Origin of the sequence: Rhodococcus oryzae (genome assembly GCF_005049235.1) — a bacterium.
GTDB classification, from domain to species: domain Bacteria; phylum Actinomycetota; class Actinomycetes; order Mycobacteriales; family Mycobacteriaceae; genus Rhodococcus_G; species Rhodococcus_G oryzae.
In genome coordinates this window covers 380,937-406,480 of sequence record NZ_SUMD01000002.1, presented here as the reverse complement: position 1 = coordinate 406,480, position 25,544 = coordinate 380,937, and the positions used below count along the sequence as shown (strand labels likewise).

Annotated in this window: 25 protein-coding genes; 7 read left to right on the top strand and 18 right to left on the bottom strand. The window is 69.7% G+C overall.

The genetic code is table 11. The features are described from left to right. Positions 1-13: 13 nt before the first annotated feature. Complete coding sequence (locus FCG67_RS05265) at positions 14-436, top strand: DnaJ family domain-containing protein (protein ID WP_136907757.1); 423 nt, start codon at positions 14-16, stop codon at positions 434-436. Here FCG67_RS05265 and FCG67_RS05260 read toward each other — a convergent pair. Continuing rightward, complete coding sequence (locus FCG67_RS05260; protein ID WP_136907755.1) at positions 433-1,314, bottom strand: LLM class F420-dependent oxidoreductase; 882 nt, start codon at positions 1,312-1,314, stop codon at positions 433-435. The two genes, FCG67_RS05265 and FCG67_RS05260, sit on opposite strands and share 4 nt — an antisense overlap. A gap of 90 nt (positions 1,315-1,404) precedes the next feature. Next, positions 1,405-3,060 carry a steroid-22-oyl-CoA synthetase gene (gene casI, locus FCG67_RS05255; protein WP_136907753.1) on the bottom strand — a complete coding sequence of 552 codons (1,656 nt, stop codon included), beginning with the start codon at positions 3,058-3,060 and terminating at the stop codon, positions 1,405-1,407. Between the two features lie 211 nt (positions 3,061-3,271). Here casI and FCG67_RS05250 point away from each other — a divergent pair, with 211 nt between their 5' ends. Beyond that, positions 3,272-3,775, top strand: coding sequence for a nuclear transport factor 2 family protein (locus FCG67_RS05250; RefSeq protein ID WP_281282321.1), 504 nt, complete (start codon positions 3,272-3,274; stop codon positions 3,773-3,775). Between the two features lie 16 nt (positions 3,776-3,791). Here the strand turns inward: FCG67_RS05250 and FCG67_RS05245 are convergent, their stop codons facing one another. Both FCG67_RS05245 and FCG67_RS05240 read right to left on the bottom strand, forming a co-directional pair. Beyond that, positions 3,792-4,169 (bottom strand): hypothetical protein, encoded by a 378-nt coding sequence (locus FCG67_RS05245; protein ID WP_136907751.1) that lies wholly within the window; start codon positions 4,167-4,169, stop codon positions 3,792-3,794. A 352-nt stretch (positions 4,170-4,521) separates the two neighbouring features. Next, complete coding sequence (locus tag FCG67_RS05240; RefSeq protein WP_136907749.1) at positions 4,522-4,956, bottom strand: hypothetical protein; 435 nt, start codon at positions 4,954-4,956, stop codon at positions 4,522-4,524. Between the two features lie 230 nt (positions 4,957-5,186). Here FCG67_RS05240 and FCG67_RS05235 point away from each other — a divergent pair, with 230 nt between their 5' ends. Then, positions 5,187-8,039 carry an FAD-binding and (Fe-S)-binding domain-containing protein gene (locus tag FCG67_RS05235; RefSeq protein ID WP_246044898.1) on the top strand — a complete coding sequence of 951 codons (2,853 nt, stop codon included), beginning with the start codon at positions 5,187-5,189 and terminating at the stop codon, positions 8,037-8,039. Positions 8,040-8,064: 25 nt separating this feature from the next. Here FCG67_RS05235 and FCG67_RS05230 read toward each other — a convergent pair whose 3' ends face one another. The 4 genes from FCG67_RS05230 to FCG67_RS05215 all read right to left on the bottom strand — a co-directional run bounded on the left by FCG67_RS05230 (position 8,065) and on the right by FCG67_RS05215 (position 11,643). Then, positions 8,065-8,715, bottom strand: coding sequence for a PaaI family thioesterase (locus FCG67_RS05230; RefSeq protein ID WP_136907745.1), 651 nt, complete (start codon positions 8,713-8,715; stop codon positions 8,065-8,067). Beyond that, positions 8,715-9,917, bottom strand: a complete 1,203-nt coding sequence (locus tag FCG67_RS05225; RefSeq protein WP_136907743.1) for a lipid-transfer protein — start codon at positions 9,915-9,917, stop codon at positions 8,715-8,717. Before FCG67_RS05225 ends, FCG67_RS05230 begins: the two co-directional genes overlap by 1 nt. Positions 9,918-10,125: 208 nt before the next feature. After that, complete coding sequence (locus FCG67_RS05220) at positions 10,126-11,013, bottom strand: N-acetyltransferase (protein ID WP_136907741.1); 888 nt, start codon at positions 11,011-11,013, stop codon at positions 10,126-10,128. 12 nt (positions 11,014-11,025) lie between these two features. Further along, the gene (locus FCG67_RS05215) at positions 11,026-11,643 is read right to left on the bottom strand and encodes a TetR/AcrR family transcriptional regulator (protein WP_136907739.1); all 618 of its coding nucleotides are present in this window, start codon (positions 11,641-11,643) and stop codon (positions 11,026-11,028) included. A 183-nt stretch (positions 11,644-11,826) separates the two neighbouring features. On the opposite strand from FCG67_RS05215, the gene FCG67_RS05210 reads away from it, so the two are divergent. Beyond that, complete coding sequence (locus FCG67_RS05210) at positions 11,827-13,770, top strand: acetyl-CoA hydrolase/transferase C-terminal domain-containing protein (RefSeq protein ID WP_136907737.1); 1,944 nt, start codon at positions 11,827-11,829, stop codon at positions 13,768-13,770. Between the two features lie 99 nt (positions 13,771-13,869). Beyond that, positions 13,870-15,855 (top strand): acyl-CoA dehydrogenase family protein, encoded by a 1,986-nt coding sequence (locus FCG67_RS05205; protein WP_136907735.1) that lies wholly within the window; start codon positions 13,870-13,872, stop codon positions 15,853-15,855. 73 nt (positions 15,856-15,928) lie between these two features. On the opposite strand, the gene FCG67_RS05200 is transcribed toward FCG67_RS05205, so the two are convergent. From FCG67_RS05200 to FCG67_RS05170, 7 genes are all read right to left on the bottom strand, one after another. Then, positions 15,929-16,315, bottom strand: coding sequence for a VOC family protein (locus tag FCG67_RS05200; RefSeq protein ID WP_211243111.1), 387 nt, complete (start codon positions 16,313-16,315; stop codon positions 15,929-15,931). 136 nt (positions 16,316-16,451) lie between these two features. Continuing rightward, positions 16,452-16,775, bottom strand: coding sequence for a hypothetical protein (locus FCG67_RS05195; RefSeq protein ID WP_246044859.1), 324 nt, complete (start codon positions 16,773-16,775; stop codon positions 16,452-16,454). Positions 16,776-16,848: 73 nt separating this feature from the next. Continuing rightward, positions 16,849-17,427 carry a hypothetical protein gene (locus FCG67_RS05190; RefSeq protein ID WP_136907731.1) on the bottom strand — a complete coding sequence of 193 codons (579 nt, stop codon included), beginning with the start codon at positions 17,425-17,427 and terminating at the stop codon, positions 16,849-16,851. 44 nt (positions 17,428-17,471) lie between these two features. Then, positions 17,472-18,203 carry a flavodoxin family protein gene (locus FCG67_RS05185; protein WP_136907729.1) on the bottom strand — a complete coding sequence of 244 codons (732 nt, stop codon included), beginning with the start codon at positions 18,201-18,203 and terminating at the stop codon, positions 17,472-17,474. 70 nt (positions 18,204-18,273) lie between these two features. After that, positions 18,274-19,194 carry a biphenyl-2,3-diol 1,2-dioxygenase gene (gene bphC / locus FCG67_RS05180; protein WP_136908105.1) on the bottom strand — a complete coding sequence of 307 codons (921 nt, stop codon included), beginning with the start codon at positions 19,192-19,194 and terminating at the stop codon, positions 18,274-18,276. Positions 19,195-19,282: 88 nt separating this feature from the next. Further along, positions 19,283-20,608, bottom strand: a complete 1,326-nt coding sequence (locus FCG67_RS05175) for a hypothetical protein (protein WP_136907727.1) — start codon at positions 20,606-20,608, stop codon at positions 19,283-19,285. Between the two features lie 232 nt (positions 20,609-20,840). Next, the gene (locus FCG67_RS05170; RefSeq protein WP_136907725.1) at positions 20,841-21,638 is read right to left on the bottom strand and encodes an IclR family transcriptional regulator; all 798 of its coding nucleotides are present in this window, start codon (positions 21,636-21,638) and stop codon (positions 20,841-20,843) included. Positions 21,639-21,741: 103 nt separating this feature from the next. Here FCG67_RS05170 and FCG67_RS05165 point away from each other — a divergent pair, with 103 nt between their 5' ends. Both FCG67_RS05165 and FCG67_RS05160 read left to right on the top strand, forming a co-directional pair. Then, positions 21,742-22,230, top strand: coding sequence for a nuclear transport factor 2 family protein (locus FCG67_RS05165; RefSeq protein ID WP_136907723.1), 489 nt, complete (start codon positions 21,742-21,744; stop codon positions 22,228-22,230). A 146-nt stretch (positions 22,231-22,376) separates the two neighbouring features. Then, positions 22,377-22,781: a cupredoxin domain-containing protein gene (locus tag FCG67_RS05160; protein ID WP_136907721.1), complete on the top strand. Its 405-nt coding sequence runs from the start codon at positions 22,377-22,379 to the stop codon at positions 22,779-22,781. Positions 22,782-22,851: 70 nt separating this feature from the next. Here the strand turns inward: FCG67_RS05160 and FCG67_RS05155 are convergent, their stop codons facing one another. From FCG67_RS05155 to FCG67_RS05145, 3 genes are all read right to left on the bottom strand, one after another. Beyond that, complete coding sequence (locus FCG67_RS05155) at positions 22,852-24,030, bottom strand: acyl-CoA dehydrogenase family protein (RefSeq protein WP_097213473.1); 1,179 nt, start codon at positions 24,028-24,030, stop codon at positions 22,852-22,854. Between the two features lie 127 nt (positions 24,031-24,157). Then, the gene (locus tag FCG67_RS05150; protein ID WP_136907718.1) at positions 24,158-25,093 is read right to left on the bottom strand and encodes a DNA-3-methyladenine glycosylase family protein; all 936 of its coding nucleotides are present in this window, start codon (positions 25,091-25,093) and stop codon (positions 24,158-24,160) included. A gap of 59 nt (positions 25,094-25,152) precedes the next feature. Then, on the bottom strand, positions 25,153-25,527 hold the full coding sequence (locus tag FCG67_RS05145) for a nuclear transport factor 2 family protein (protein ID WP_136907716.1): 375 nt from the start codon (positions 25,525-25,527) through the stop codon (positions 25,153-25,155). Positions 25,528-25,544 lie beyond the last annotated feature (17 nt).

Genomic DNA, 25,544 nt, shown 5'->3' with positions numbered 1-25,544 from the left:
GCATCCTGGAGACATGACCGAACGCAAGCCCTGGGACGTCCCGTTCGAGTCGTGGGTCGAGCGTCAGATCCGGGTCGCCCAGGAACGCGGCGACTTCGACCACCTACCCGGCGCGGGCAAGCCGATCCCGCACCTCGCCGACGACGACGAGCTGTGGTGGGTGAAGAACAAGCTGCGGGCCGAGGGGCTGTCCACCGAGGCGCTGCTGCCGCCGTCGCTGCAGCTGCGGCGCGAGGTCGCGCGACTGCCCGAGACGGTCGCCGACCTCCCGACGGAGGCCGATGTGCGGGAGGCTGTCGCGGACCTGAACCGTCGCATCGCCGACTACCTGCGCGCCCCGAGCGCGCCGCGGGTGCCGGTGCACCGGGTGGATGCCGAAGCGGCCGTGGCCGGCTGGCGGTCCTGCCGCGTGAACCGGCGCGGCGATCGCGGCTAGGCCAGGCCCAGCCGCTTCGAGCACTCGGCCATCTCGTCCAGCACCGCCTCGAAGGTGGTCGCGTGTCGCGACGCGGACAGCAGGATCCGATCGGACCCGAGCGACGTCGCCCAGTCGATCTTCGACTCGTCCACCCTCGTCAGCAGGTGGCCGAGCACCAGCGCGACCTCGGACGGGTCGCGGCCCGCCTCGACGGCGGCCGAGCGCATCAGCGCGACCGCCGCGTCGAGGTCCTCGCCGCCGAGACCGAGCGGCTGAAACCCGTTGCCCAACCGCCCCGCCCGCCGCGCCGCCGCCTTGCTGTGGCCGCCGATGTACAGCGGCACGCCGGACGGGCGCGCCGGCTTCGGGAACGAGTACGCCCGCTCGAACCGATAGTGCTCGCCCGCGTGGTCGACGCCCTCTGACCCACCGGCCCACAGCGCGCGCATCACCGCGATGGCCTCGTCGGCGACCTTCCCGCGGCGGTCGAACTGGCCCCCGCAGGCCTCGATCTCCTCGCGCATCCAGCCGACGCCCAGGCAGATCCGCAGGCGCCCGCCGGAGAGCCGGTCGAGGGTCGCGAGCCGCTTCGCCAGCACCACCGGGTTGTGGTTCGGCAGCACCAGCACCCCGGTCGCGAGGCCGAGTGTGGTCGTGGCCCCCGCCACGAAGGACAGCAGCTCCAGCGGGTCCGGGATGTCGCAGTCGTCGGGCAGGTGGGACTTGCCCGTCGGCGAGTACGGGTACGCGCTGTCGGTGTCCCCGATGACCACGGAATGCTCCACGGCGGAGATCTCGTCGAACCCGAGAGACTCGGCGGCCCTGGCGAACTCGAGGATCTTGTCGGGCTCCCCGGTGACACCGAGCTCGACCGGGATCACGACTCCCAGCTTCATGGAACATCCTTTCGACAGAGGCGACTGCGCCGCCCGTGCGCGGTTGGCGAGTCCACACACTCGTCAACCGCGCACGGGCAGCGCAGCTGCCTAGATGTAGCGCTGACGCCCGTGCGAGGCGAAATCCGCCTCCAGTGCGACCTTGTCATCCTCGGACATCTCCCGGTACATCGGTTCGCCGCGTCCCTCCCAGCGGAACACCGCGTCGACACACCGCCAGAGCTCGGCCTGCAGCTCGCGTTTGAGCACCTTGTTCGACCCGGTCACCGGCAGGTTCGTCGACACCCGGACGAAACGCGGGGCCGCCTTGGTGCCCAGGTCGTCCTGGGCCGCGAGGAAGGCGGCGAACTCGACCGGATCGAAGTCCGAGGCGTCGGCCACCTCGATCGCCGCCATCACCTGGTCGCCCGAGCGCGGATCCGGCACCGCGTACACCCCGGTCGCGATGACCTTCGGGTGCCTGCGCACGATCCGCTCGACCATCAGCGCCGAGGTGTTCTCGCCGTCGACGCGGATCCAGTCGCCCTTGCGCCCGGCAAAATAGATGAACCCGGCCTCGTCCACGTAGCCGAGATCGCCTGTCCAGTACCAGCCGTGCCTGATCCGGTCCGCCACGGCCTGTTCGTTCTTGTAGTACCCCTCGAACCGCTTGGCGCCGCCCTTGTCGACCATCTCCCCGATCGCCGCGTCCGGGTTCAGCACCCGACCGTGCTCGTCGAGGCTTGCCCGCTCGCACTCCACCAGGCTGTCAGGATTCACCACCGCGATTTCCGCGTGCGCGGGACGCCCGAGCGCACCGTCGGGCGCGGCCGGGTCGAGGCGAACCGAGCCCGCGCCCTCGCTCGAACCGTAGCCCTCGAACAGTTCGGCACCGAACCGGCGGACGAACTCCGCCCTGTCCTCCGGGGAGGCCTCCGTGCCGAAGCCACGGACCAGCGTGTTGTCGTGGTCGTCCGGCCGCTCCGGCGTGGCCATCAGGTACGCCAGCGCCTTGCCCACATAGGTGAAGTAGGTGGCGCCGAAGAACCGCACGTCCGGCAGGAACCCGGTCGCGGAGAACTTGCGCGTCAGGCAGACCGTCGCGCCGTTGGCCAGGGCCGGAGCCCAGAGAGCCATCAGGGCGTTGCCGTGAAACAGCGGCATGCAGCAGTAGTCCACGTCCTCGCGGACGTGACCGTACTTCGCGGTGTTCGCGTGCGCGAGGCGCGCGAGCCTGCCCTGGCTGCATCGCACGGCCTTGGACATGCCGGTGGTGCCGGACGTGAACAGCAACAGGAACAGCGTCGACCCGGAGACCTCCGGATCCGCGGCGGGGGCGGCCACCCGATGCGCCGCAACGCGTTCCGCGTACGCGGGATGGTCGACGAGGAGGAACCGGTCCTCGGCCAGCCCGAGATCGAGCCCGCGCAGCTGCGCCATGCCCGCCGCGTCGGTGACGATGAGCTGGCAGTCGACATAGCGGACCTCGGCCTCCAGTTCGGCGCCGCGCCGCGTCGGATTGATCCCGACGATCGCGGCCCCGCTCAGCGCGGCGCCGCCGAGCCAGAAGAGGAACTCCGGGGTGTTCTCGAGCAGCACACCGATGTGGAACGGACCGTCGACGCGCAGCGCGGTGGCCAGGGCGCCGCGGGCCGCGCTCTCGTGGACGGTCTCGTCCCAGGTCCAGTCCCGCTCGCGGGTGCGCACGCCCAGGTGCTCGTCACCGACGCGGTCCAGCAGCATCTCGGCGATCGTGGCGCGTTCCAACTCGACTCCTGTAACTGGGTGTCTCGGTGTTCACAGCTTCGGCGGCTTCGACACTAGCCACACCGCCGCCGCTCGGCGGCGGAAGTCCCGGTCAGCGGTGCGACCGCCCTCTCCCTCCTCCCGGTGACCGGGAAGGTCCTGCCCCACGGCCAGGCCCTGCGGTAGAACTCGTGGGCGCAACGTGGCACGGGGCGACAGGAAGGGGACGGCAGTGACGGCACTCGATGAACTCCTCGACAAACAGGCCATCTACGAGGTGGTGATGCGCTACTGCCGCGGCATCGACAGACTCGACTTCGACCTGGTACGCGGCGCCTATCACCCGGACGGCATCGACCACCACACCGGTTTCGACGGCGGCGTCGAGGAGTACATCGCCTGGGTACGCCCCAAGCTGGAGCTGCTCGGCGGCACCATGCACCACATCGGGAACCATCTCGTCGAGTTGCACGGCGACCTCGCGATCAGCGAGTCATACTCCACGGCAACACATTGGGGCCATCCCACCGGGGGCGACTTCACCAGCGGCGCCCGCTATGTCGACCTGATGGAGCGCCGCGCGGGCCGCTGGGCGATCGCGGAACGCTGGGCCGTGCGCGAGTGGACCCGTTCCGACGAGGGCCGGATGATCACGCCGGAGGCCGACGGACCGCGCGGCCGTCGCGACGGCGCCGACCTGGTGGTCGAGCTGCGGTCGCGACTGACCGCGCGATAGCGACGCTCGGCGCCTATCAGCTGGAGAACACCATCGCGGCACTGCCGGCAAGATCCAGGGGCGGGTGATCCGTGCCGGGAAGGGAGGTCACACCGTCAGCGTCGACGCAGGTCGGCTCGACAAAGTAGGTCCAGGACTTGTCGGGCACGGTCAGGCGGTAGGTGCCCGAGCCCGGATCACCGGTCAGCGCCATCTCGCCCCGGATTTCGAACCTTCCGTATGTCTCGACCACGTCCACGTAGCATCCGACCAGGGTCGGAGAACTGATGCCCGTGAATGTCACCTCGATGACACCGTCCGACCTAGTTGCGTGGAAGGAACCGGCGACTGCTGCGGAGCCGACCGCGGGGTTGGCGAGCAGGGCCAGTCCGGCGAATCCGGCGATCGCGCCCACACGGGCAATGCTCTTACGAGATGTCTTCACAGTGTGTCCAATTCTTGGCTGGTGGCCTGTTCCGATGGCGCGCGAGCAGGCATGACAGCTGACATCATGCACCGGCCCTCCCGATCCGATATCTCATTCGGAAATGATCGGACCATTCGCCTATTTAGGCCAGTCATGCTGTTTAACAACATGTTTCAGTAGCGAATAGCACTCCGCCTCACCCCCGGTGATGCGCGAACGGGACCCTCTCCGGCGCAGGCCGGAGTCCTGGGAACCGCGCGGCCGTCGCGACCGCGCCGACCTGTTGGTCGAGCTGCGACCGCGACTGACCGCGCGGTGGCGGTACGGGGCGCGGGGTCGATCAGCTGCCGGTGGTCAGTTGGACGCTGCCCAGGTTTATGCCGCTGCTACCCGAGCCGTCACCGATGGTGACCTCCTCGCCGCCCGCAGGGGTGAGGAAGGTGAAGCCTCCGGCGTCGAAGCAGACCGCCTCGACGCGGTAGGTGCCATCCTTGAGCGCGGGCGACTTGTACGTGCCCGAGGCCGGGTTGCCCGACAGCGGGGCCGGGTCTCCCGCCACCCACTGACCGGAGAGATCCTTGACCTGGCCGGAGCACACGAGCAGGGTCGGGGAGCTGACGCCGGTGAACTCCACGACCACGCTCTTGCCCTCGACGTGCACGGCGGCCGAACCGGCCACCGCGGCGGAGCCGAGGGCGGGGTTCGCGAGCAGGGCGATGGCGGCGAGTCCGGTGACGGCGCCGGCACGGGCGATGCTCTTACGGGATGTCCTCACTGCATGACCTTTCATGTCGGTTTGTCCGGGATCTCCGACCTGGACAAACGGGGATAGTCGAACTGCGGCTGCCATCATGCATCGGCCCTCGGTGCCTCATCCGGACTTCCCGCATTTCAGCACCTGCGGTGATCCATCGAATTAAGGTGCCTGCCTCGATCATTCGGCGGCGAGCGCCCGACGCTGGCAGGAGCAGCCGCGGTGGCCGTAGTATCGGCAGGGTGTCGCAGATCAGCGGTACCGACGATCTGACCTCGGCGATCGCCGCGCTGCGCGTGCGCGTCGCGGGGGAGGTGGACGACAGCACCCGACGCCGGGCCGAATACAGCACCGACGCCTCCAACTACCGTGTCGTGCCCGATGTGGTGGTGTTCCCGCGCTCCGACGAGGACGTGGCGGCGGTCCTGGAGGTCGGCCGCACCCACAACCTTCCGGTGACCGCCCGTGGGGCCGGAACCTCCGTGGCGGGCAACGCGATCGGTTCCGGATTGGTCCTCGACTTCAGCAGACACCTCGACCGCATCGTGGCGCTCGATCCGGACCGCAGGACGGCCGTCGTGCAGCCCGGCGTGGTGCTGAGCACCCTCCAGCGGGCGGCCGCGGCGCACGGGTTGCGGTTCGGCCCGGACCCGTCCACGCAGGACCGCTGCACCCTCGGTGGGATGATCGGCAACAACGCCTGCGGCCCCCGGGCCGTCGCCTGGGGCCGCACCGCCGACAACGTCCACTCCCTGCGGATCCTCGACGGGACCGGGGCCGAGCGGCGCCTGGCCGACGACCTCTCGGCCGCGCCCGGACTCGACCGTCTCGTGGCCGAGAACCTCGCGCTGATCCGCACCGAACTGGGCCGCTTCGAACGGCAGGGCTCGGGGTACGGGCTCGAGCACCTGCTCCCCGAGCGCGGGCACCACGTGGCCCGTGCCCTCGTCGGCTCCGAGGGCACCTGCGGCCTGATCCTCGATGCGACGGTCGGGCTGGTCCCGGTCCCGGCCGCCACCGCGCTCGCGGTCCTCGGCTACCCCGACATGCCTGCCGCGGCGGACGGTGCCGCCATGGTGCTGACCGGCCGCCCGCTGGCGATCGAGGGCATCGACGCCCGGTTGGTCGACGTGGTTCGCAGACACAAGGGTGCGGGCGCGGTCCCGGACCTGCCCCGCGGCGCCGGCTGGCTGTTCGTCGAGGTCGACGGCTCGACGCCGGCCGAGGCGCTGGCCAGGGCCGCCGAGATCTGTCGCGGCGCGGGCGCACTGGACAGCCGCGTCGTGCCGACCGGCCCGGAATCGGCCGCGCTGTGGCGGATCCGAGCGGACGGCGTTGGGTTGGCCGGCCGCACCGTCGACGGGCGGCCCGCCTGGCCCGGCTGGGAGGACGCCGCTGTCCCCCGGGAGCGCCTCGGCGCCTACCTGCGCGATTTCGCGGAGCTGACCGGCAGGCACGGGGTGGACGGCCTGCTGTACGGGCATTTCGGCGACGGCTGCGTACACGTGCGGCTCGACCTGCCCATCGCCGATGCCCCGCAACGCTTCCGGGCCTTCCTGGTCGACGCCGCCGCGCTGGTCGCGAGCCACGGCGGATCGCTGTCCGGCGAGCACGGCGACGGTCGCGCCCGCTCCGAACTGCTCCCGCTGATGTACTCGGAGTCTGCCCTGGCCGTGTTCGCCGGTTTCAAGGCGGTCTTCGACCCGAGCAATGTCCTGAACCCGGGCGTGTTGGTGGACCCGGCGCCCGTGGACGCCGGTCTGCGGGTGGCGCAGGCGCCGCCGGTCCCCTTCGCAGGCGGCCTGGCGCTGGCCGCGGACCGCGGCGACCTGAGCATGGCGGCGCACCGCTGCGTCGGCATCGGCAAATGCCGTGCGGACACCTCGGGCGCGGGCGGTTTCATGTGCCCGTCGTACCTCGCGACCGGCGACGAGAAGGACAGCACCCGCGGCCGTGCCCGGGTACTCCAGGAGACGATCAACGGGTCGCTGGTGACGGGCGGCTTCGGCTCGCCGGAACTGGAGGAGTCGCTCGACCTGTGCCTGTCCTGCAAGGCGTGCGGCTCGGACTGCCCCGCCGGGGTTGACATGGCCGCCTACAAGTCCGAGGTGCTGTATCGGCGGTATCGACGGCGGCCGCGTCCGCGGACCCACTACGCGCTCGGGATGCTGCCGCGGTGGTCGCGAATCGGCGGACGGCTGCCGTCGATCATCAACGCGGCAAGCACAATCGGGGCGCTGCGCCGAACGGGACTGCGAATGGCCGGACTCGACCCGCGGCGCGGGGTCCCCCGGTTCGCCGACCAGACCTTCCGCCGATGGTGGCGGCGCAGGCCCACCCCCACGGGGCCCGGCCGCGAGGTGCTGCTGTGGGTCGACACCTTCACCGAGACCTTCTCCCCCGCGGTTGGCCGTGCGGCGGTCGCCCTGCTCGAGGACGCCGGCTATCGGGTCCTGATCACGCGACGGTCGACCTGTTGCGGACTCACGTGGATCAGCACCGGCCAATTGGACGGCGCGCGACGACAATTGCTCGGGACCCTGGATCAGTTGCAGCCCCACCTCGAGGCGGGCCGCACCATCATCGGCCTCGAGCCGTCATGCACCGCTGTGCTCCGATCGGACCTGCCCGAGCTGCTCCCCGACGATTCCCGATCTGCCCTCGTCGCTGCGTCCACGCGCACACTGGCCGAATTCCTCACCACCGCAACCGATACCGACGGCAAGCCGTGGTCGCCGCCTCGGCTCGATGGGGTCCGGGTCGTCGTGCAGCCGCACTGCCACCAGCACGCGGTGATGGGCTTCACGCCCGATCGAGCGCTGCTGGTGCGGGCGGGCGCCGAGATTCAGGAGATCGCCGGGTGCTGCGGACTGGCCGGGAACTTCGGGATGGAGCGCGGCCACTACGACGTCTCGGCCGCGGTGGCCGAGAACGGGATCCTGCCCGCGCTCCGGGAGGCGGGACCCGACGCCGTGCTGTTGGCGGACGGCTTCTCCTGCCGCACCCAGGCCGATCAGCTGGCCGGCCGCGAGGGCATCCACCTGGCGCAACTGCTGCAGGCGCCTCCGGCGCCCGTGAGTCCTTCTGGTCCGCCAGAGGGCTAGAAGGACTCACGGGCGGCGTGGCCGCCTACCGGGGGCGCGGCACCGCGGCGTCGATGAACAGTCCCTCCACCGAGACGCACACCTCGCCGTCCGCGGTGGTGATGCTGCCGACGGTGTTGATCTTGCGACCCTCCACGGACATCTGCCTACCGGTGACCGTGAGCGGCTCGAACAGCGGGGTCGGGCGGTGGTACCGCACGTTCAGCTGCGCGGTCATGCCCGCCTGGCCGCCCCATGCGTTCGCGACGCCGAGCACGTGGTCCAGGATCAGCGCCGAGACGCCGCCGTGCACACACCCCGGCGGCCCCTGGTAGGGCATGGTCAGGGTGACCTCGCCCCGCACCGAGCCATCGCTCAGACCCTCGAGCACGATCGGCGGTGCGATGGCGTTCTCCGGGCCGGTGACGGGGTCGTGCCGGGTCACGCCCTCGCCGTTCCACATGTCGATCAGACGTTCCGCCACGGCGGGAGCGTGCTCCTCGAGGTGATCGGCGATGCTGTTCAGCTCCTCGGCCACCCGGTCGAGGTTCGCGTTCGCGCGGTCGGTGCGCAACATCGCATCGACGACCCGGCGGGCCGCGGCGGTGGCCCGGTCCACCGGAGCGTCCTGCGGGGCGGAGGTGAGAACCGTTCCGTCGTCATGACTCTCGAAGGTGGGGTGGCTGCCGAGGTCCATCAGTTGAGCTCCAGGGTCCCGGCCCGGTACAGCGTGACCACGCACGCGCCGCCGAGGCCGAGGTTGTGCTGCAGCCCCACACGGGCACCGTCGACCTGACGGGCGTCCGCCTTGCCGCGCAGTTGCCAGGTCAGCTCGGCACACTGCGCAAGGCCTGTCGCGCCAAGCGGGTGGCCCTTCGAGATCAGGCCGCCGGACGGGTTGACCACCCACTGACCGCCGTAGGTGGTGGCACCGGACTCGACCAGCTTGCCGCCCTCGCCCGCCTCGCACAGGCCGAGGCCCTCGTACGTGATGATCTCGTTGATCGCGAAGCAGTCGTGCAACTCGATCACGTCCACGTCCTCGATCGTGAGCCCGGATTCGGCGAACACCTGCGCGGCGGCCGCCCGCGTCATCGGGGCACCGACCACGTCGATCATCGACTGGTCGGCGAAGGCCTCCGCGGTGTCCGTGGTGAGCGCCTGCGCGACGATCTCGATCGCCTGGTCCTCGAGTCCGTGCTCGCGGACGAAGCGCTCGCTGACGACGATCGCGGCGCCCGCACCGTCCGAGGTCGGCGAGCACTGCGAGCGGGTGAGCGGCGCGTGGATCATCTTGTCGTCCAACACCTGCTGCAGCGTGTACTCGTCACGGAACTGCGCGTACGGGTTGTTCACCGAGTGCTTGTGGTTCTTCACCGCGACGGATGCGATCTGCTCGGCGGTGGTGCCGTAGCGCTCCATGTGCTCGAGCGCGGCGTTGCCGAACAGCTGCGCCGTCATGGGGCCGCGACCCCACTCGTGCTTCGCCTTCATGACCTTCAGGTGATCGTCGAGCGTGGAGACCTTGGGCATCTCCCCGGTGCCGGAGAGGGCGGTCTTGGTCATCTTCTCGAAGCCCACCGCCAGCGCGACGTCGACGATGCCGCCCTGCACCCACTCGCGGGCCATCATCAGCGCCGAAGAACCGGTGGCGCAGTTGTTGTTGACGTTGACGATCGGGATGCCGGTCAGGCCCGTCTCGTACAGCGCGCGCTGGCCCGCGGCCGACGGCTGGAACACGTAGCCGACCGCGGCGCGCTGCACCTGCTCGTACGAGATGCCCGCATCCTCGAGCGCGGCGCCGACGGCCTCGGACACCATGTCCGGGTACTCCCAGTCGCGGCTCTCGATCTTCTCGAACTTGGTCATGCCGACGCCGACAACGAAGGTGCGATTCATAACGGTTGCTACTTTCCGGGCTCGGGGTCTCGGGGAGACCCGGGATGCGCTCGCCGATGGTGTTCGGCTGCGCATTGGTGGTATCACCCGCAACGGACACGCACTGCGAGTTCACGAACATCAGGGAGGGTTACCGGCACCCGGAGGGTGGCAGGACCACTTTTTGGAATGTATTCCATTTCCTCGGGCCTGGCAACGGCCTGCCCGGCTACGGCCGCGTCGTCCGTTCCCACCCGCGCCGGACCGTCGCCAGGCGCCGCCACCCGAGGCCCTCGAGGTATTCCATCTCCTCGACGTCCCCCCGCCCGAGAGCGATGAAGAGGTTCGCGACGCCGCCCGTTCGGAGCCAGTCCGCGACGGTCCCCATGAACGCACCCCTGGCCCCGGGATCCGGAGGCAGCTTCAGGTCTGCCAGCTCTGCCCATCCGGCGAGCCGCAACAGTGTTCCGCCCCTGGTGCAGTCATCGATCGTCTCGACGCGGCCCTGCTCCGTCCCGCTGTCACCGAGCGTGAACCGAACCCCGCGTTCCCCCACCGATCGCCGAATCTGTTCGGACGCAGAATCATCGGCTATCGGGAGGGTCTCGATCCCGCCGGCGAGGAGCAACTCGACGGCGCCCTCGGCGGACCGGAACCCCGCGCCGAGCAGCAACTCCTCGAGGTGCGGCCAACAGTCCGGGATTCCGAAGGTGGCAGGCGTCGGAAGGTCGCCATCGGCGAATATTCGTCTTGCGCCCCATGACTCGAACACGCGCAGCGCGGCGCCCAACAGCTCCGCTGCGGCGTCGGCCTGGTTCGGCCAGCAGACCATCCAGGCCACCTCGCCCGAGCCGCGGTGGTCGGGCTCCACTTCCGGAGAATTCCGATAACACCGCAGGTGCGCCGCGCCGACCACCCGGGAGTCGACGACCACCACCAGGGTTTCGCGGGTGCGCACCCAGGGGTCGGCCACGTACTGTCCGGGATCGGCCTCGAGCTGGGAGATCAGGGTGTCGGTCGAGACGGCCCATCCCGGCACGACGGCCGAGATGTGGGCGTTCACCACGTCCGTGACCTGCCTGCGGTCGGAGCGGCGGAACGGACGAATGTGCGGCATGCGGGTGGTCCGCTAGTGGACGGTGCCGGTGAGGTCCGCGAGCAGCAGGTCGCACGCGATCCGCAGGTCGGATTCGATCTCGGGGATCGACGCCCGTCCGTTGAGGCTGGACTGGATCAGCCCGAACCACAGTGACACGATCAAACGGATCACCGTGGTATCCCGGACGGAGGGGTTCGCGATGCCCGCGGCGTCGAGCAGCTGCGCATCGAAATGCTGGTCGATCTTGGCGACGTCGGGAATCGTGGCCGCGTTGGAGGTGGCTGCGGACTGGATCATCGCCGTCGCCAGCATGGGCCTGCGCAGCAGCGCCCTGGTCGCGCGGAGCAGGATCTCGTAGACCGCGTCCGCGGGCGAGCCGGTGCCCTTCGGCCGCTTGGTCAGGCCGACGCCCATCTGGTCGATCTGGTCGACCATCACCGCGACGAACAGGTGTGTCTTCGATGGGAAGTAGCGGTAGAGGGTGCCGATGGCCACGCCCGCCGACTTGGCGACCTCGTGCATCTGGACGCGCTCGAGCTCCTTCCCGGAGGCCAACACGGCGGCCGCGTCCAGGATGCGGCCGTACCGCGCCCGCTGTTCGACCGAACTGGGTTCGGCCGCGTCGCGCGCCTCCGCAAGCCTGGGCATGTCTCCCCGCCTTCTGTCCGCATTCCGTCCCCGCAGGATAGATCCTGACATCAAACGCGGACCACCGTCCGGGCGGCTCCGCTCAGTGGGACAAATAGGCGGCTCCGCCGCCCGTGCGCGGTTGACGAGGGCAGGGACTCGTCAACCGCGAACAGGCGCGGAGCGCCTCCTAGGGTGTGTCCCATGCCGACACGCCGGGAGCCTGTGCAGTTCGATTCGCTCGATGACGCCACGGAATGGCTGCTGACCCGCACCGACGGCCCACTGCACGTGGCGGGTCCGCTCGGGCTCGGCAAGCCGCACCGCCTGCTGAACGCGCTGTACCAACGGGTCGAAGCCGACCCGTCACAGCCGCTCCACCTCTACACCGCGCTGTCGCTGGACCCGCCCGCCGCAGGCGAGGGCCTGCAGGCGCGCTTCCTCGGACCGTTCCTGCAGCGGCACTTCGGCGACGACTTCCCGCGGCTGGCATACGTGCGGGCACTCAAGCGCAACGCGCTGCCTGCGCACATCGAGGTCGAGGAGTTCTACCTGCAATCGGGCGCGCTGCTGGGCTTGCCCCAGGCTCAGCAGCGCTACGCGAGCCTCAACTACACGCACGTTGCGCGGGCACTCGCCGATCGCGGCGTGAATGCGGTGCTGCAGAAGGTCGCCCGAGAGCCGGGCGGAACCCGACTCTCGCTGTCCTGCAACACCGACCTGACCTTCGACACCCTCGACGAGATCGCGGCGCGCGGCCTGCCGCGGCCGATGCTGATCGCCGAGGTGGACCCCGAACTGCCGTGGCTCGGCGGCACCGCGGCCGTCGATCCCGACTTCTTCGACGCGGTGCTGACCCCGCCGGGCCCGCACCCGAAGCTGTTCGGCCTGCCCCGCGAACCGGTCACCGACGCCGACTACGCGATCGGCTTCCACGCCAGCACCCTTGTGCTCGACGGCGGCACCCTGCAGATCGGCATCGGCGCCCTCGCCGACGCGCTGTGCCACGCGTTGGCGTTGCGGCACACCGACAACGCCACCTACCGACGGGTGCTGCGCGCCCTCGGGTCACCCCACGCGGACGACCCGGCGCTGGCACCGTTCATCGACGGCCTGTACGGGTGCACCGAGATGATCAACGAGGGCTTCAAGCGGCTGGTCGAGGTCGGCGTCGTCAAGCGCAGGGTGGTCGACGACGCCGAGGCGATGTCCCGCATCAACGCGGGCACCGCCACCGAGGACGACCATGCGATGGTGGCACGCGACGGTGAATTCCTGCACGGCGCTTTCTATCTCGGCTCACCGGAGTTCTACGACTGGCTGCGCGACCTCCCGGACCTGGACCGCGACGGCATCGGCATGAAGCGCGTCAGCGAGGTCAACGAGCTGTACGGCGGCAACGAAACGCTCGAACGGCTGCAGCGCCGCCACGCGCGGTTCTTCAACACCTGCATGATGGCCACCGCGCTCGGCGCCGCCGTGTCCGACGCACTGGAGGACGGCCGGCTGGTATCGGGCGTCGGCGGCCAGTACAACTTCGTCGCGATGGCGCACGCGCTGCCGCAGGCGCACTCGGTCCTGATGCTGCGCTCGACCCGCGGGACGGGCGACAAGGCGAGCTCGAACGTGCTCTGGAACTACGGCCACACCACCGTCCCCCGGCACCTGCGCGACATCTACGTCACCGAGTACGGGGTTGCCGACGTGCGCGGCCGCACCGACGAGGACTGCATCGCGGCGATGACCGCGATCACCGACGCCCGGTTCCAGGCAGCGCTGATCGAGGCGGCCACCCGCGGCGGCAAACTGCCGCGGGACTTCGCCCTGCCCGCAGGCACCGCGGGGAACACCCCCGCGCGACTGCGATCCGCGCTGGCGCCCCTGCGCCGGGACGGCACCCTGCCGGAGTACCCGCTCGGCAGCGACTTCACCCCCGTCGAGCAGCGCCTGGCACGGGCCCTCGGCTGGCTCAAGGGCAGGACCACCGACCGATCCGGACGGCTGCGGACGGTGCTACGCGCGTTGCCCGGCGGGGTGACGGACGACCACGAGGCGGCCGAGCGGATGTCGCTCCAGAACCCGCGCGGCCTGGGCGAGATCGTCGAGTCGCGCCTGCTCGCATTGGCTTTGCGCGAGACGCGGGGCTGACCGGACGCGCGATTCTCGACCGGTCACAGGGTTCCCAAACCGGTGTCGCCGGAGGATACTCGCCAGTAACAACTGGCACGTCCTTCCAGGAGGCGGATCATGGTTGCACCGGCCGAGGTCACCGAGGAACAGGCGAGAGCGGTCGCCGAGGAAGCCAGGGAGAGCGGGTGGGACAAGCCCTCGTTCGCGAAGGAACTCTTCCTCGGGCGGCTTCGGCTCGACCTCGTGCACCCCTTCCCCCAGCCGTCGCCCGCGGATGCGGCCAAGACCGACCGGTTCCTCGCCGAACTCGAGCGGTACTGCGCCAGCCTGAACGGGGCTGTGATCGAGCGCGAATCCCGGATACCCGACGACTACGTCAAGGGGTTCGCCGAGCTCGGCTGCTTCGGCCTCAAGGTCTCCGAGGAGTACGGCGGGCTCGGTCTGTCGCAGGTCGCCTACAACCGGGCCCTGATGCTCGTCGCGACGGTGCACCCGAGCATCGCCGCACTCCTGTCGGCGCATCAGTCCATCGGCGTGCCGGAGCCGCTCAAGCTCGCGGGCACCCCGGAGCAGAAGCGGGAGTTCCTGCCCCGCTGCGCGAAGGGCGCGGTGTCCGCGTTCCTGCTGACCGAGCCCGATGTCGGATCGGACCCGGCCAGGATGGCCTCCACCGCGACCCCGACCGAGGACGGCTCCGCCTACCTACTCGACGGCGTGAAGCTGTGGACCACCAACGGCGTGGTCGCCGAGCTGCTCGTCGTGATGGCGCGGGTGCCCCGCAGCGAGGGGCGCCCCGGCGAACCGGGCAGTGAGCACCGCGGCGGGATCACGGCCTTCGTGGTCGAGGCGGATTCGCCCGGCATCACCGTCGAGCGCCGCAACTCGTTCATGGGCCTGCGCGGGATCGAGAACGGCGTCACCCGTCTGCACCAGGTGCGGGTGCCGGCCGCGAATCTGATCGGGCGCGAGGGTGACGGCCTCAAGATCGCGCTGACCACACTCAACGCCGGTCGTCTCGCCCTCCCCGCGATGTGCGCGGGCGCAGGCAAGTGGTCGCTGCTCATCGCGCGCCAGTGGTCCCAGGAGCGGGTGCAGTGGGGCAGGCAGGTCGGCAAGCACGGGGCGGTCGCCGCCAAGCTCTCGTTCATCGCCGCCACCACTTTCGCGTTGGAGGCGGTGCTCGAGCTGTCCGGGCAGATGGCCGACGAGGGCCGCAACGACATCCGGATCGAGGCCGCGCTCGCCAAGCTGTGGTCGAGCGAGATGGCCTGCGTGATCGCCGACGACCTGATCCAGATCCGCGGTGGTCGCGGCTACGAGACCGCCGAGTCGCTGGCCGCGCGGGGCGAGCGGGCGGTGCCCGCCGAGCAGCAGCTCCGCGACCTGCGCATCAACCGGATCTTCGAGGGATCCAGCGAGATCATGCGGCTGCTGGTGGCCCGCGAGGCCGTCGACGCCCACCTGGCCGCGGCTGGGGATCTCGCCGACCCCAAGGCGGACCTACAGCACAAGGCCAAGGCGGCCCTCAGCGCCAGCGGCTTCTATGCCAAGTGGCTGCCACACCTGGTCTCCGGCAAGGGGCAGCTCCCGACGTCGTACGGCGAATTCGGCGGGAACGCAACGCATCTGCGCTTCGTGGAGCGCAACGCACGCAAGCTGGCCCGCTCCACCTTCTACGGCATGGCCCGCTGGCAGGCCGGGATGGAGAAGCACCAGGCGTTCCTCGGCCGGGTCGTGGACATCGGCGCCGAACTGTTCGCGATGTCGGCGAGCTGCGTGCGAGCCGAGATGCTGCGCGGGCAGGACCCAGGCCAGGGCGACGCCGCCTACGAGTTGGCCGACGCGTTCTGTCAGCAGTCCCGGATCCGGATCGATCGGTTGTTCGCGGCCCTGTGGGACAACTCCGACGAGGTGGACCACCGGCTCGCCGACGGCATCCTCGACGGCCGGTACACCTGGCTGGAGGCCGGGGTGCTCGACCCGAGCGAGGGCACCGGCCCCTGGATCTCGCAGTGGTCGCCGGGCGCGTCCACCGAGGAGAACGTCGCGCGCAGGTTCCTGCCGCCGACCCGAAGCGGTGGCTCGACGACACCGAGCAGTTAGGAAGCCCGATCCTGTGGCCGGTGGTGGCCACACCCCGCGATCGGGGGTGCGGCCACCACCGTGTCAGCGGACCTTATCTACCCGAACCGTATGGCCGGGTGATGATCTCGAGAAAGTGCCCGGCCGGGTCGAGGAAGTAGGTCCCACGACCCCCGTCGTTGGTGTTGATGCCCGTGGCCGATTGCCGGGGATCGGCCCAGTGCTTCATTTTGCGCTCGAGGATTCGACCGTAGATGCTGTCGAAGTCGTCCTCCGAGACCAGGAACGCATAGTGCTGCGGGGTCACGTCGAGGTGGGGCGGGGGTTCGGCGAAGTCCAGGGTGACTCCGTTGTCGAGCTGGACGGCGAGAAAGAAGCCGGCCGGAACCGGATCCGGGAGGCCGAACAGCGTGGTGAAGAAGTACGCCGAGAGCTGCTTGTCTTTCGCGGCGACGATGGTGTGGTTGAACGAGATGGTCAAGGAAACCCCTTGCGGTCCGGCGCCTCCATGCCTGACGCAGTCCGTCATCGACACGCGACGCTGTATCCAGAGATACCTCGACCGCGGCGCACGCGCAAGTCCGGCGCCGCTCCCGTTCCGACGCGTGGCCGACCGACTACAGCGAATGCTGCTCCGGTGTAGCCGTTTTCCGCGAGAAGACCGCCACCACAACCACCACCGTGGCGAGCGCGGCGGCATAGCAGCCCCAGAGCAACAGGAAGGGCCGCAGCCAGCCCGCATCGATCGTCTGACCGCGATCGCCGACGCAGTAGAGCGTGAAGTCCGTCGAGGTGCCGTCCCCCGAGGCGTAGGTGTCCGAGACGACGACGGCCTCACCGGTCGGTTGTTCGCAGAACAACGGGGCCAGGTAGAGGGCCTGCCCCGGCCAGATCACCGAGGAGATCAACGTGAGGAAGCCCGCGCCGAAGACGATCACCATTCCCCAGAACAACAACGCGCGACAACCGGTCGCCGCCTCGGTTCGGCGTTCACGCCGAGCTCCACGGGTTCGGTCACAGCGGATGCACCCCCGAGACCGCGCCATCGGCATCGAACACGACGAGTGCCCGGGACCGCGGCGACTCGACCATGACCGTCGGCCGTATCGCCTCGGTTCTGTTGACCGAGATGCCGGTGACCTGGCCGTCGTCGAAGGCGGTGTCCGCAAGGGCATCGTCGACCAGGCTCTCCACACGGCCGAGCGCGGGAACCTCTCCGAGACTGAAGGATTGCGCGTCGAGATCGTCGTGGGCACTGACCGGTACCGGGGTCGGTTCACTCAGATATCGGCCGTCGAAGGTGTAACTGTCCAGCTGATCGGGACGCGCAGGGTTCCGTACAGTCACATCGACCGTCTCGACCGGGCCGATGTTCACCGACGTGACCTGCAACTGTGCGACGCCGTACTCGAGCGCGAGGGCGGCCATCGCGTCCCGGACCACGGCCGTGGTCATCCCCCCACCGCGCGCTCGCATCGCCGCATCGAAGTCGGCCCGGTCCACGGCTCCGATACAGCCCGTGGCGCCGAAGGTCACCGCGATGGCCATAGCGGTCCACGCGGCCGATCGCCCCACCGAGGCCGCTGACGCCATGGCGAGAGGCTATCCCAGCGACACCCCGGACGCAGCGGACGCCGTCAGCGGTAGTCGGGGTTCGCGAAGTCGGGCCGGCAACCGGCGTCCCACTCGGACCGCTGGTTCCCGTAGGCGGGGAACCCGCCTGCCTCCTTCAGCATCGCCGCCGCGTGCATCAGGTTGTAGGTCATGAAGGTGGTGTTGCGGTTGGTGAAGTCGTTCTCCGGCCCGCCCGACCCCTCGTCCAGGTAGGACGGACCGGGACCCGCCTCACCGATCCAGCCGGCGTCGGCCTGCGGCGGGATCACATAACCCAGGTGCTGGAGGCTGTAGAGGATGTTCATCGCGCAGTGCTTGACACCGTCCTCGTTACCGGTGATCAGACAGCCACCGACCCGTCCGTAGAACGCGTACTGACCCCGATCGTTGAGGATCGACGAACAGCCGTACAGACGCTCGATGACCTTCTTCATCACCGAACTGTTGTCGCCCAGCCAGATCGGGCCGGCGAGCACCAGGATGTCCGCCGCGATGATCCGCCCGTACAGCTGCGGCCACTCGTCTGTCGGCCAGCCGTGTTCGGTCATGTCGGGGTACACGCCGGTGGCGATGTCGTGATCGACCGCGCGGATCTCGTCGACCGCGACGCCCGCGTCGCGCATCAGCCCGACGCTGCGGTCGATCAGTCCCTGGGTGTTGCTGACCTCCGGCGACCGTTTCAGCGTGCAGTTGACGAAGGCGGCCAGCAGGCCGTCGAACCTGGGCGCCGTGCCCTGTGGCGATGGAATTGTCATCCCGGACTCCTCCGCGAGTTCCCCCGGCATTCCACGATATGCGCCCGCCCGGCCCCCCGGGCGCCGAACACTACGACTCGGGGGTGAACGCCGCGAGGGGCTCCGAGCCGGACCAGTCGTGACCCCAGTAGCTGTCCGCGGTGATCTCCTCGGCGGTGTAGTGACTCTCGTCCACCAGCATGCCCTCGGTGCCGAACTCGAGGTCCCAGCCGCCGGGCGCGCGAACGTAGAAGGAGACCATCTTGTCGTTGGTGTGCCGACCGAGGGTGGACGAGATCGAGAACCCGAGCTTGCCGACCCGGTCCAGCGCCCGGCCCACGGCGTCGAGCGTGTCGACCTCCATCATCAGGTGCACCATCCCGGGTGCCTCCGACGGCGGCGCCGGACAGATCGCCAGGCTGTGGTGCCGCTGGTTGATGCCCAGGAACCGCACCCGCAGGGCCGGGCCGGGTGCGCCCGGCCCACCGAGTCGCATGGCACCGCGGGGCAGGAAGCCGAGGACCTCGGTGTAGAAGTCGTAGGTCTCCTGGAAATGCGGCGTCGGCAGCACCACGTGGCCGAGGCCCGCGGGCCCGGTCACGAACCGGCCGCCGTGCGGGGTGACCACCGGGCTGTGGTCGAGCACCGGACCGAAGTACACCTCGACGGTGGTGCCTGCCGGATCGGCGAAGGTGATCGCGCGCTCCACGTCTCGCTGGTCCGCCTCCCCCTGCGACAGCTCGCGGACCTCCACGCCTGCGTTCTCCAACTCATCGCGCACGGCTCGCAGCGCGAACTGGTCACGCACCTCCCAGCCGACCGCGAGCACCTTGTCCACCTCGCCCGGCAACACCTGCAGCCGTGACCGGCGCTCGTCGATCCGCAGGTACAGCCCGTCCTCGTCGGGGCCGGTCCCGACGGCCATGCCGAGGCCCTCGACCACGAGTTCGCGCCAGCGATCGACGTCCCGCGTCTGCACCTTGAGGTAGCCGAGCGAACGGATGTCAGACATGTTCTCCACCAATCCCTCTGCTGCGCGGATGAGCGTGGTCTCGATCATCGTCCGATCTCCGCGATTGGGGAACACATGCCGTTCGGGACTACTTGTCGGCCTCGGAGGCGATGCAGACCGAGTTCAGGACGTGGTGATAGGTCACCAGCCCGTAGACGTTCGGCGCATTGATCAGGGGGAACGGCGAGGGAATCCACTCGAAGGGGTTGACGAGCGCGCCGACACCACCCGAGGCACCGGTCCAGGCGGCGGACATCGCGTTCATGGATTCGTCGAAGACGAGTTCCATCACCTGGCTGGTCAGTGCGTACGAGAAGTAGGCGGCGGTCAGCGAATCCCCCACCGTGAGCGTGCCGAGCGGCACCAGCTTGCTGAAGTCCTTCCCGGCAAAGACATTGTGGCCCAACCCGATCAGGGCATCCGTCGCCGCGCCACCGACCTTCGGGACCAATCCGAGGCCCATGGAGAGGAACTTCTCGATCGACGAGAAGTCGTCCGGGTGCGCGGGGATGAGGCTCGCAGGCACCATCGCGTTGGCCATGATCCACTCCAGCCGCGAGCGCTGATCCTCGATCTGCGCGCGGCGGGCGGGATCGGCTTCGACGGCGGTCAGGTGGCTCGTGGTCCGCGACAGCACCCGAGACAGCGGCATGCCGGAAACCGCCAGGCAGTCGGGGCCTGCGATGTCCAGCTCGCTCGCCAGGGCCTCGACGAAGGCGGGGGCCTGGAAGCCGTAGTCGAGTGCCGGGTCCGGTTCGCCCGCTCGGTCGGCGACGGCCTTCGTCGTCCAGACCACGCAGCTCGTCTCGAGCTGCTCGCGGGCCGCTTCGTAGATGGCGGTGAAGCCCTTGGTGCCCAGCTTCAGAGGGAGGCTGATCAGCGTCCCGGCGCTGACCGGCCCGACCGCGAACATCGACGGGATCATGCCGGCGACGATGTTCGCCGGGATGACGGCGGTGGTGTAGATGACCGCGTACGCCGTCTCGATCGCCTGGCCGAGGGTGAGGTTCTCGGCGCGGATGACCGCGCCTTCGCGCCCGGCCTTCACGTTCATGAGCTGCGTGACGATGTACTGGGTGATCGGATCGCCGTACTTGTGGATCCCCGCCTCGTCGTCGGTCGAGTAGACGGATGCGGGGTTCGACACGCCGAGGGTGCTGATGCCGACCGATTTCAGCCGCGCCTGCCCCTCCGCGCGGATGCCCTCGTAGTTGTCGAGGTACGGCTGGGGCAGGATCGGCTTCGAGGCCTGCAGGACCGCGTCGAAGACCGCGCTCATCGTGGCCTGCTTGGATCCCACGCAGACCGGGTCGTCCTGGCGAACCGCGTCCGCGGCACTCGCGGGCGAGGCGACGGCGAGCTGCGAGAGCGGTCCACCCAGCAGCGCCACCGCGACAACCCCCGCGGCCACCACGGATCGAAACCCTCTATGACGTGAAACCCGGCTCATGCTCGTTCCCGACTGATCGAAGTGGAGGACTGCGTGCGCGTGCGGCGGCAGCCTGCTGCCAGCGACGATGCCGCTCGGCCGGGTAATCACACCCGTTCATGAACGGGTGTTCAACTCAAGGAGGGGGTGCTTCGCAACATTAATGAAGGGTTCACTCACCGGACATTCGATGCCGCCCCGAGCGACACCGGACGCGCTAGTTCCAGCCTCGACCGAGCTCGGGAAACAGCGTCCGAGTGATCTCTCGGGCGGCCTCGACCACCAGCGGTGCGACCCGCTCCAGCGGCGCCGTGCGCGCATCCCCGCACAGCGAGAGCCCGGCCACGGGGCCATCCTGGCCGCGGATGCCGGCGCCGACACAGGCCACCCCGCGCGCGGACTCGCCACGTTCGAACGCCAGCCCTCGGCGCTGCCGGATCCGGTTGAGCTCCTGATGCAGGGCCCCGAGGTCCGAGATGGCCTGGTCGGTGCAGCCGTTCATCCCACCTCCGAACAGCGCGTCGACCCCTTCGGGGGCGAGCCAGGCGAGCATCGCCTTCCCGCCCGCGGTGGAGTGCGCCGGCACCCGTCCGCCCACCCGGGAGGGAACGGACGAGGCGAGCGGGCCACCGATCTTGTCGAGGTACACGGCCTCGTGCCCGTCCAGGACCGACAGGTGCACCACCATCCGGGTCTGCAGGTGCAGTTCGTGCAGCACCGGCGCCGCCGCCTCCCTGACCCCTGCGTGCCCGCCGTCCCCGCCGCCGATCCCGAGCGCGCGGCGGCCCAACCGGTACCCGAACGACGCATGCTCCACCCAGTTCAGCTTCACCAGCGATTCGAGGATCCGATGCACTGTCGATCGAGGCAGCCGAGCCCGGCTGGCCACCTCAGCCAACGTCAACCGCGCCGACCGACCGTCGAACGCATCGAGGATCAGGGTCATGCGTTCGATCATCGAGAGCGGCGCCGCACCGGTGTCGTTGCGCACCGCGTATTCGGTGACGACCGTCATGGGGGTCCTCCTCCGGCCCTGATCGGGGGCCGCCCGATCGCCACAACTGAAATCAATTCTGAAACTGTAGCAACCGATCTCCATGCTGAGGAAGGATTGACCCATGACCGACACCGAAACCCTGCTCATCGCCCTCGCCGCCCGGGTTCAGCTCCTCGAGGACCAGCTCGACCTGATGCGCATCATCAGCGCGTACGGGCCCGCGGTGGACAGCGGCGAGAGCGCGGCCGTCGCCGGGATGTGGACCGAGGACGGCGTCTACGACGTGGACACCGGTTCCCTGCGCGGGCATGTCGAGATCGAGGCCATGGTGCTGTCCAAGCCTCACCAGTCCTACATCCAGGCGGGCAGCGGCCACCTGATCGGCCCGCCGCACATCGAGATCGACGGCGACACCGCGGTCGCGACCTGCCACTCACAGCTGGTCCTGCACGAGCCGGAAACCGGGACCTACCGGGTCGCGCGGATCACCGCGAACCGTTGGGAGTTCGCCCGCGTCGACGGGCAGTGGAAGGTCACGGTCCGCACCAGTCGGCTCCTCGACGGGCGGGCGGAGGCGCGGGAGATCCTGGCCGCGGGCGTCAAGAACTGAAATCCGCTCTACCCCCGCGTTCGCCGAACCGGCGGTCGCCAGGGCCTCGCGGCGGTACCGCGGGCGTGGGGGTCGGGCCTAGGCTGGACACACTCCAGCAACGTTGCTCAGTGCGTCGTCACGCGATCGACCGACGGAGGCTCGACATGCCCCGATCCACACCCTCGTTCACCCCAAGGCGGGCAACACATCGGCGGGCGGGTCTCGCCGCGCTCGCCCTCGCGGCCGGGCTCGCGGCCGCGTGTTCCTCGGACGACGGATCCGAGCATCACCCGGACACCACGGCCGTCGCGCCCGAGTCCGGGGCGCCGGTGATCGCCATCGAGAACTCGACGTACACGACCCCACCGGCCGTGCGTCCCGGCGAGGAGATCGTGGTGAGGAACGGTGCCGGGCCGGAGCACTCGGTCACCTCCGACACCGAGGGCTTGTTCGACGTCCACGTCGACGGCAACGAGTCCGCCACCTTCACGGCGCCCACCACCGCAGGCGGGTACACCTTCCACTGCGCCTATCACCCCGAGATGCACAGCATCCTGATCGTCGAGTGACGGCGCTGCGCGCCCGTGCGTGGTTGAGGAGTCCAGGGACTCGTCAACCACGCACGGGCGGCGAAGCCGCCTAGATCATCGCGCGGTGGATCCCCTGCGGCTCGCCACCGAGCTGGGTGAGCGCCGACGAATGGAAGATCGAGCCCGGCACGTGGATCGCGTGGGCGATGCCCGCGTGCGCGTCCCGGAAGAAGCGCTGCATCGGGAACTTGTAGTGCAGGGCGCCTCCGCCCGAACGCGCGAAGATCTCGTCCACCGCGCGCACCGCGCGCCAGGCCGCCGCGGTCTGGGTGCGACGCCCGATGGCACGCGCCTCGAAGTCGACCTCCTTGCCCGCCTCGGTCATGTCCCAGAACCGGTCGACGGTCTCGAGCAACGCGGCGCGGGACGCGGCGATCTCGGCCGCGGCCTCGCCGATCGCGTAGAGGACGTACGGATCCTCCTTGATCCTGGTGCCGGTGATCGCGACGCGATCCTTCTGCGCGGCGATGTGGCAGGCCAGCGCGCCCTCGGCGATGCCGACGACCGCCGAGGTGATGCCGAGCGGGAACATGCAGGAGAACGGCATGTTGTACAGCGTCTCGGTGCGGCCCGCCTTCTTCACCGCGGTGCCGTCCATCACCTCCGAGGCCAGCATCGTGCGGTAGCTCGGGATGAAGGCGTCCTTGACGATCAGGTCCTTGGACCCGGTGCCGCGGAGTCCGATGACATCCCACGAGTCGGCGACGATCTGGTAGTCCGACCGCGGCAGGATCACGTGCAGCGGGACCGGCGGCATCACCGGCGCGCCGTTCTCGTCGCCGAGCAGGGCGCCGAGGAATGCCCACTGACAGTGATCGGTGCCCGAGGAGAACGACCAACGACCGTTGAGGACGTAGCCCCCGTCGACGGCCTTGGCCACGCCCATCGGCGCGTACGGGGACGCCACCCAGGTGTCCTGATCCGCGCCCCAGATCTCTTCCTGCACCTTCGGGTCGGCGAAGGCCAGCTCCCACGGGTGGACGCCGACGATGCCGGTGACCCATCCGGCGGCGCCGTCCATCGCGGCGATGCTCATGACCGTCTCGGCGAACTCGCGCGGGTGGACCTCGAGCCCACCGTGCTGCTTCGGCTGCAGCATGCGGATCGCGCCCGATTCACGCAGCCGCTTCGCGGAGGTGTCGGTGAGCCGCATGAGCCGGTCGCCCTCCACACCCTCGGCGCGGATCTCCTCCGCGAACTGCTCGATGCGTTCCTGGACCTGACCCATTGATTGCCTCCCACTGCCGTGGCGTCGGTAGCGCGCCGTCGTCAATCGAACACCATCGTGCACCCGGCCGGGCCGGTTCGGCGAGACGAAACCGCCGCATGGGAGAGAATCTCGCCGCTCCGAGAACTCAGCGCCCGCGATGATCGGTGATCGGGGTGCGCGGCCCGAACTTGGGCTTGACCGCCTGGCCGCTGACCTGGAGCAGCCGGACCACCCGATGCCGGTGCGGCCGCACCGATTCGAGGTACTCGACCATCCCCGCGTCGTCCAGCGGGCGGCCGAGCAGCGACCACCCGACGATCGCGGACAGATGGAAGTCCCCCACCGAGAGGGCGTCGGCGTCGCCGAGGGCCCGCTGGGCTACCTCCGCCGCCGTCCACTCCCCGATCCCCGGAACCACCCGGAGGCGGGCCACCGCGTCCGGAGCCGACATCGCGGCGGTCTCCTCCAACCGGTTCGCCACCGCCGCCGCCGTGACGATCGCGCGGGAGCGGCGCGGATCCACTCCGGCCCGATGGAACTCCCAGGACGGTATCCGGCGCCAGACCTCGGCCGGGGGTGGCACCCGCATCCCCTCGGGTGCGGGGCCCGGCGCGGGCGCGCCGTGGTGGGTGACCAGCCGCCTCCAGGACGCGCGGGCCGCGACGGTGTGCACCCGCTGTTCCAGGATCGCTGGCACCAAGGCCTCGAAGACCCGGCCGGTTCGGGGGATCCGGAGCCCGGGGAACCGCCGATGAGCCTCGGCCACCTTGGGGTGCTCGGGCGCGAAGTCGGCGGTATCGTCCGACTCCCCCAGCAGGCCGGCAAGCGTGGTCTCGAACTCTGCCGCGCCCGGACCCCAGGCGCGGCAGGAGACCGACGTCGCGCCTGCCTGGACAAGCCGATAGGTCACCGCGCCGGTCGGCATCAGCGACGTCCGCCAGAGCGCGCCGTCGGCGGTGGTCCGGTGGCAGGGGTCGTACGGGCCGCGGCCGAGCGGGGCGAGGGTGCCGGCCAGCGCCAGGGGTCGAGCGCTGACCAGCGTCGTCTCCACCACATCGGGATGCGCGGCGGGGAGGGTCATCCTCTGACCATAGGTCGCCGCTGGCCGCCTGACGCGCGTGACCTCACGACCCGAGCCCGCTAGCGGGAACCGAACACTTTCTCGAACTTGGCCGTGTCGCCCGCAGTCTGGATCTTGACGACCTTTCCGTCCCGGAAGGTCATGACGTCGGCGGAATCCCAGCCCTCCCCGCCCGCGGTCACATGGGTGAGGACCACAACCCTCTCGTCATCGCCGAGAAAGTGTTGCGGCGAGGTCGCCAGGGCCTTCTCGGCCATCTTCATCCACAGTCCGCCGACCTCGGCCTTGCCGTGGTAACTGCCACTGACCGCGCTGTTCCCCGGAATTATCCACTCGATGTCGTCGGCGAGGGCGGCCATTGCCTCCTCCGCATCCCCTGCTGAGAAGGCCGCGTACCCCTTCTTCGTGATCTCGATGTTCTGCTCAGCTGACATGAGACACCTCCCGTGTC

Excerpts from the sequence above, each read along its gene's own strand:
- FCG67_RS05265 (WP_136907757.1), top strand. The coding sequence starts at position 14 with ATGACCGAACGCAAGCCCTGGGACGTCCCGTTCGAGTCGTGGGTCGAG.
- FCG67_RS05260 (WP_136907755.1), bottom strand. The coding sequence starts at position 1,314 with ATGAAGCTGGGAGTCGTGATCCCGGTCGAGCTCGGTGTCACCGGGGAG.
- FCG67_RS05230 (WP_136907745.1), bottom strand. The coding sequence starts at position 8,715 with ATGGACCTCGGCAGCCACCCCACCTTCGAGAGTCATGACGACGGAACG.
- FCG67_RS05225 (WP_136907743.1), bottom strand. The coding sequence starts at position 9,917 with ATGAATCGCACCTTCGTTGTCGGCGTCGGCATGACCAAGTTCGAGAAG.
- FCG67_RS05220 (WP_136907741.1), bottom strand. The coding sequence starts at position 11,013 with ATGCCGCACATTCGTCCGTTCCGCCGCTCCGACCGCAGGCAGGTCACG.
- FCG67_RS05215 (WP_136907739.1), bottom strand. The coding sequence starts at position 11,643 with ATGCCCAGGCTTGCGGAGGCGCGCGACGCGGCCGAACCCAGTTCGGTC.
- FCG67_RS05210 (WP_136907737.1), top strand. The coding sequence starts at position 11,827 with ATGCCGACACGCCGGGAGCCTGTGCAGTTCGATTCGCTCGATGACGCC.
- FCG67_RS05205 (WP_136907735.1), top strand. The coding sequence starts at position 13,870 with ATGGTTGCACCGGCCGAGGTCACCGAGGAACAGGCGAGAGCGGTCGCC.
- FCG67_RS05195 (WP_246044859.1), bottom strand. The coding sequence starts at position 16,775 with ATGGTGATCGTCTTCGGCGCGGGCTTCCTCACGTTGATCTCCTCGGTG.
- FCG67_RS05190 (WP_136907731.1), bottom strand. The coding sequence starts at position 17,427 with ATGGCGTCAGCGGCCTCGGTGGGGCGATCGGCCGCGTGGACCGCTATG.
- FCG67_RS05185 (WP_136907729.1), bottom strand. The coding sequence starts at position 18,203 with ATGACAATTCCATCGCCACAGGGCACGGCGCCCAGGTTCGACGGCCTG.
- bphC (WP_136908105.1), bottom strand. The coding sequence starts at position 19,194 with ATGTCTGACATCCGTTCGCTCGGCTACCTCAAGGTGCAGACGCGGGAC.
- FCG67_RS05170 (WP_136907725.1), bottom strand. The coding sequence starts at position 21,638 with ATGACGGTCGTCACCGAATACGCGGTGCGCAACGACACCGGTGCGGCG.
- FCG67_RS05165 (WP_136907723.1), top strand. The coding sequence starts at position 21,742 with ATGACCGACACCGAAACCCTGCTCATCGCCCTCGCCGCCCGGGTTCAG.
- FCG67_RS05160 (WP_136907721.1), top strand. The coding sequence starts at position 22,377 with ATGCCCCGATCCACACCCTCGTTCACCCCAAGGCGGGCAACACATCGG.
- FCG67_RS05155 (WP_097213473.1), bottom strand. The coding sequence starts at position 24,030 with ATGGGTCAGGTCCAGGAACGCATCGAGCAGTTCGCGGAGGAGATCCGC.
- FCG67_RS05150 (WP_136907718.1), bottom strand. The coding sequence starts at position 25,093 with ATGACCCTCCCCGCCGCGCATCCCGATGTGGTGGAGACGACGCTGGTC.
- FCG67_RS05145 (WP_136907716.1), bottom strand. The coding sequence starts at position 25,527 with ATGTCAGCTGAGCAGAACATCGAGATCACGAAGAAGGGGTACGCGGCC.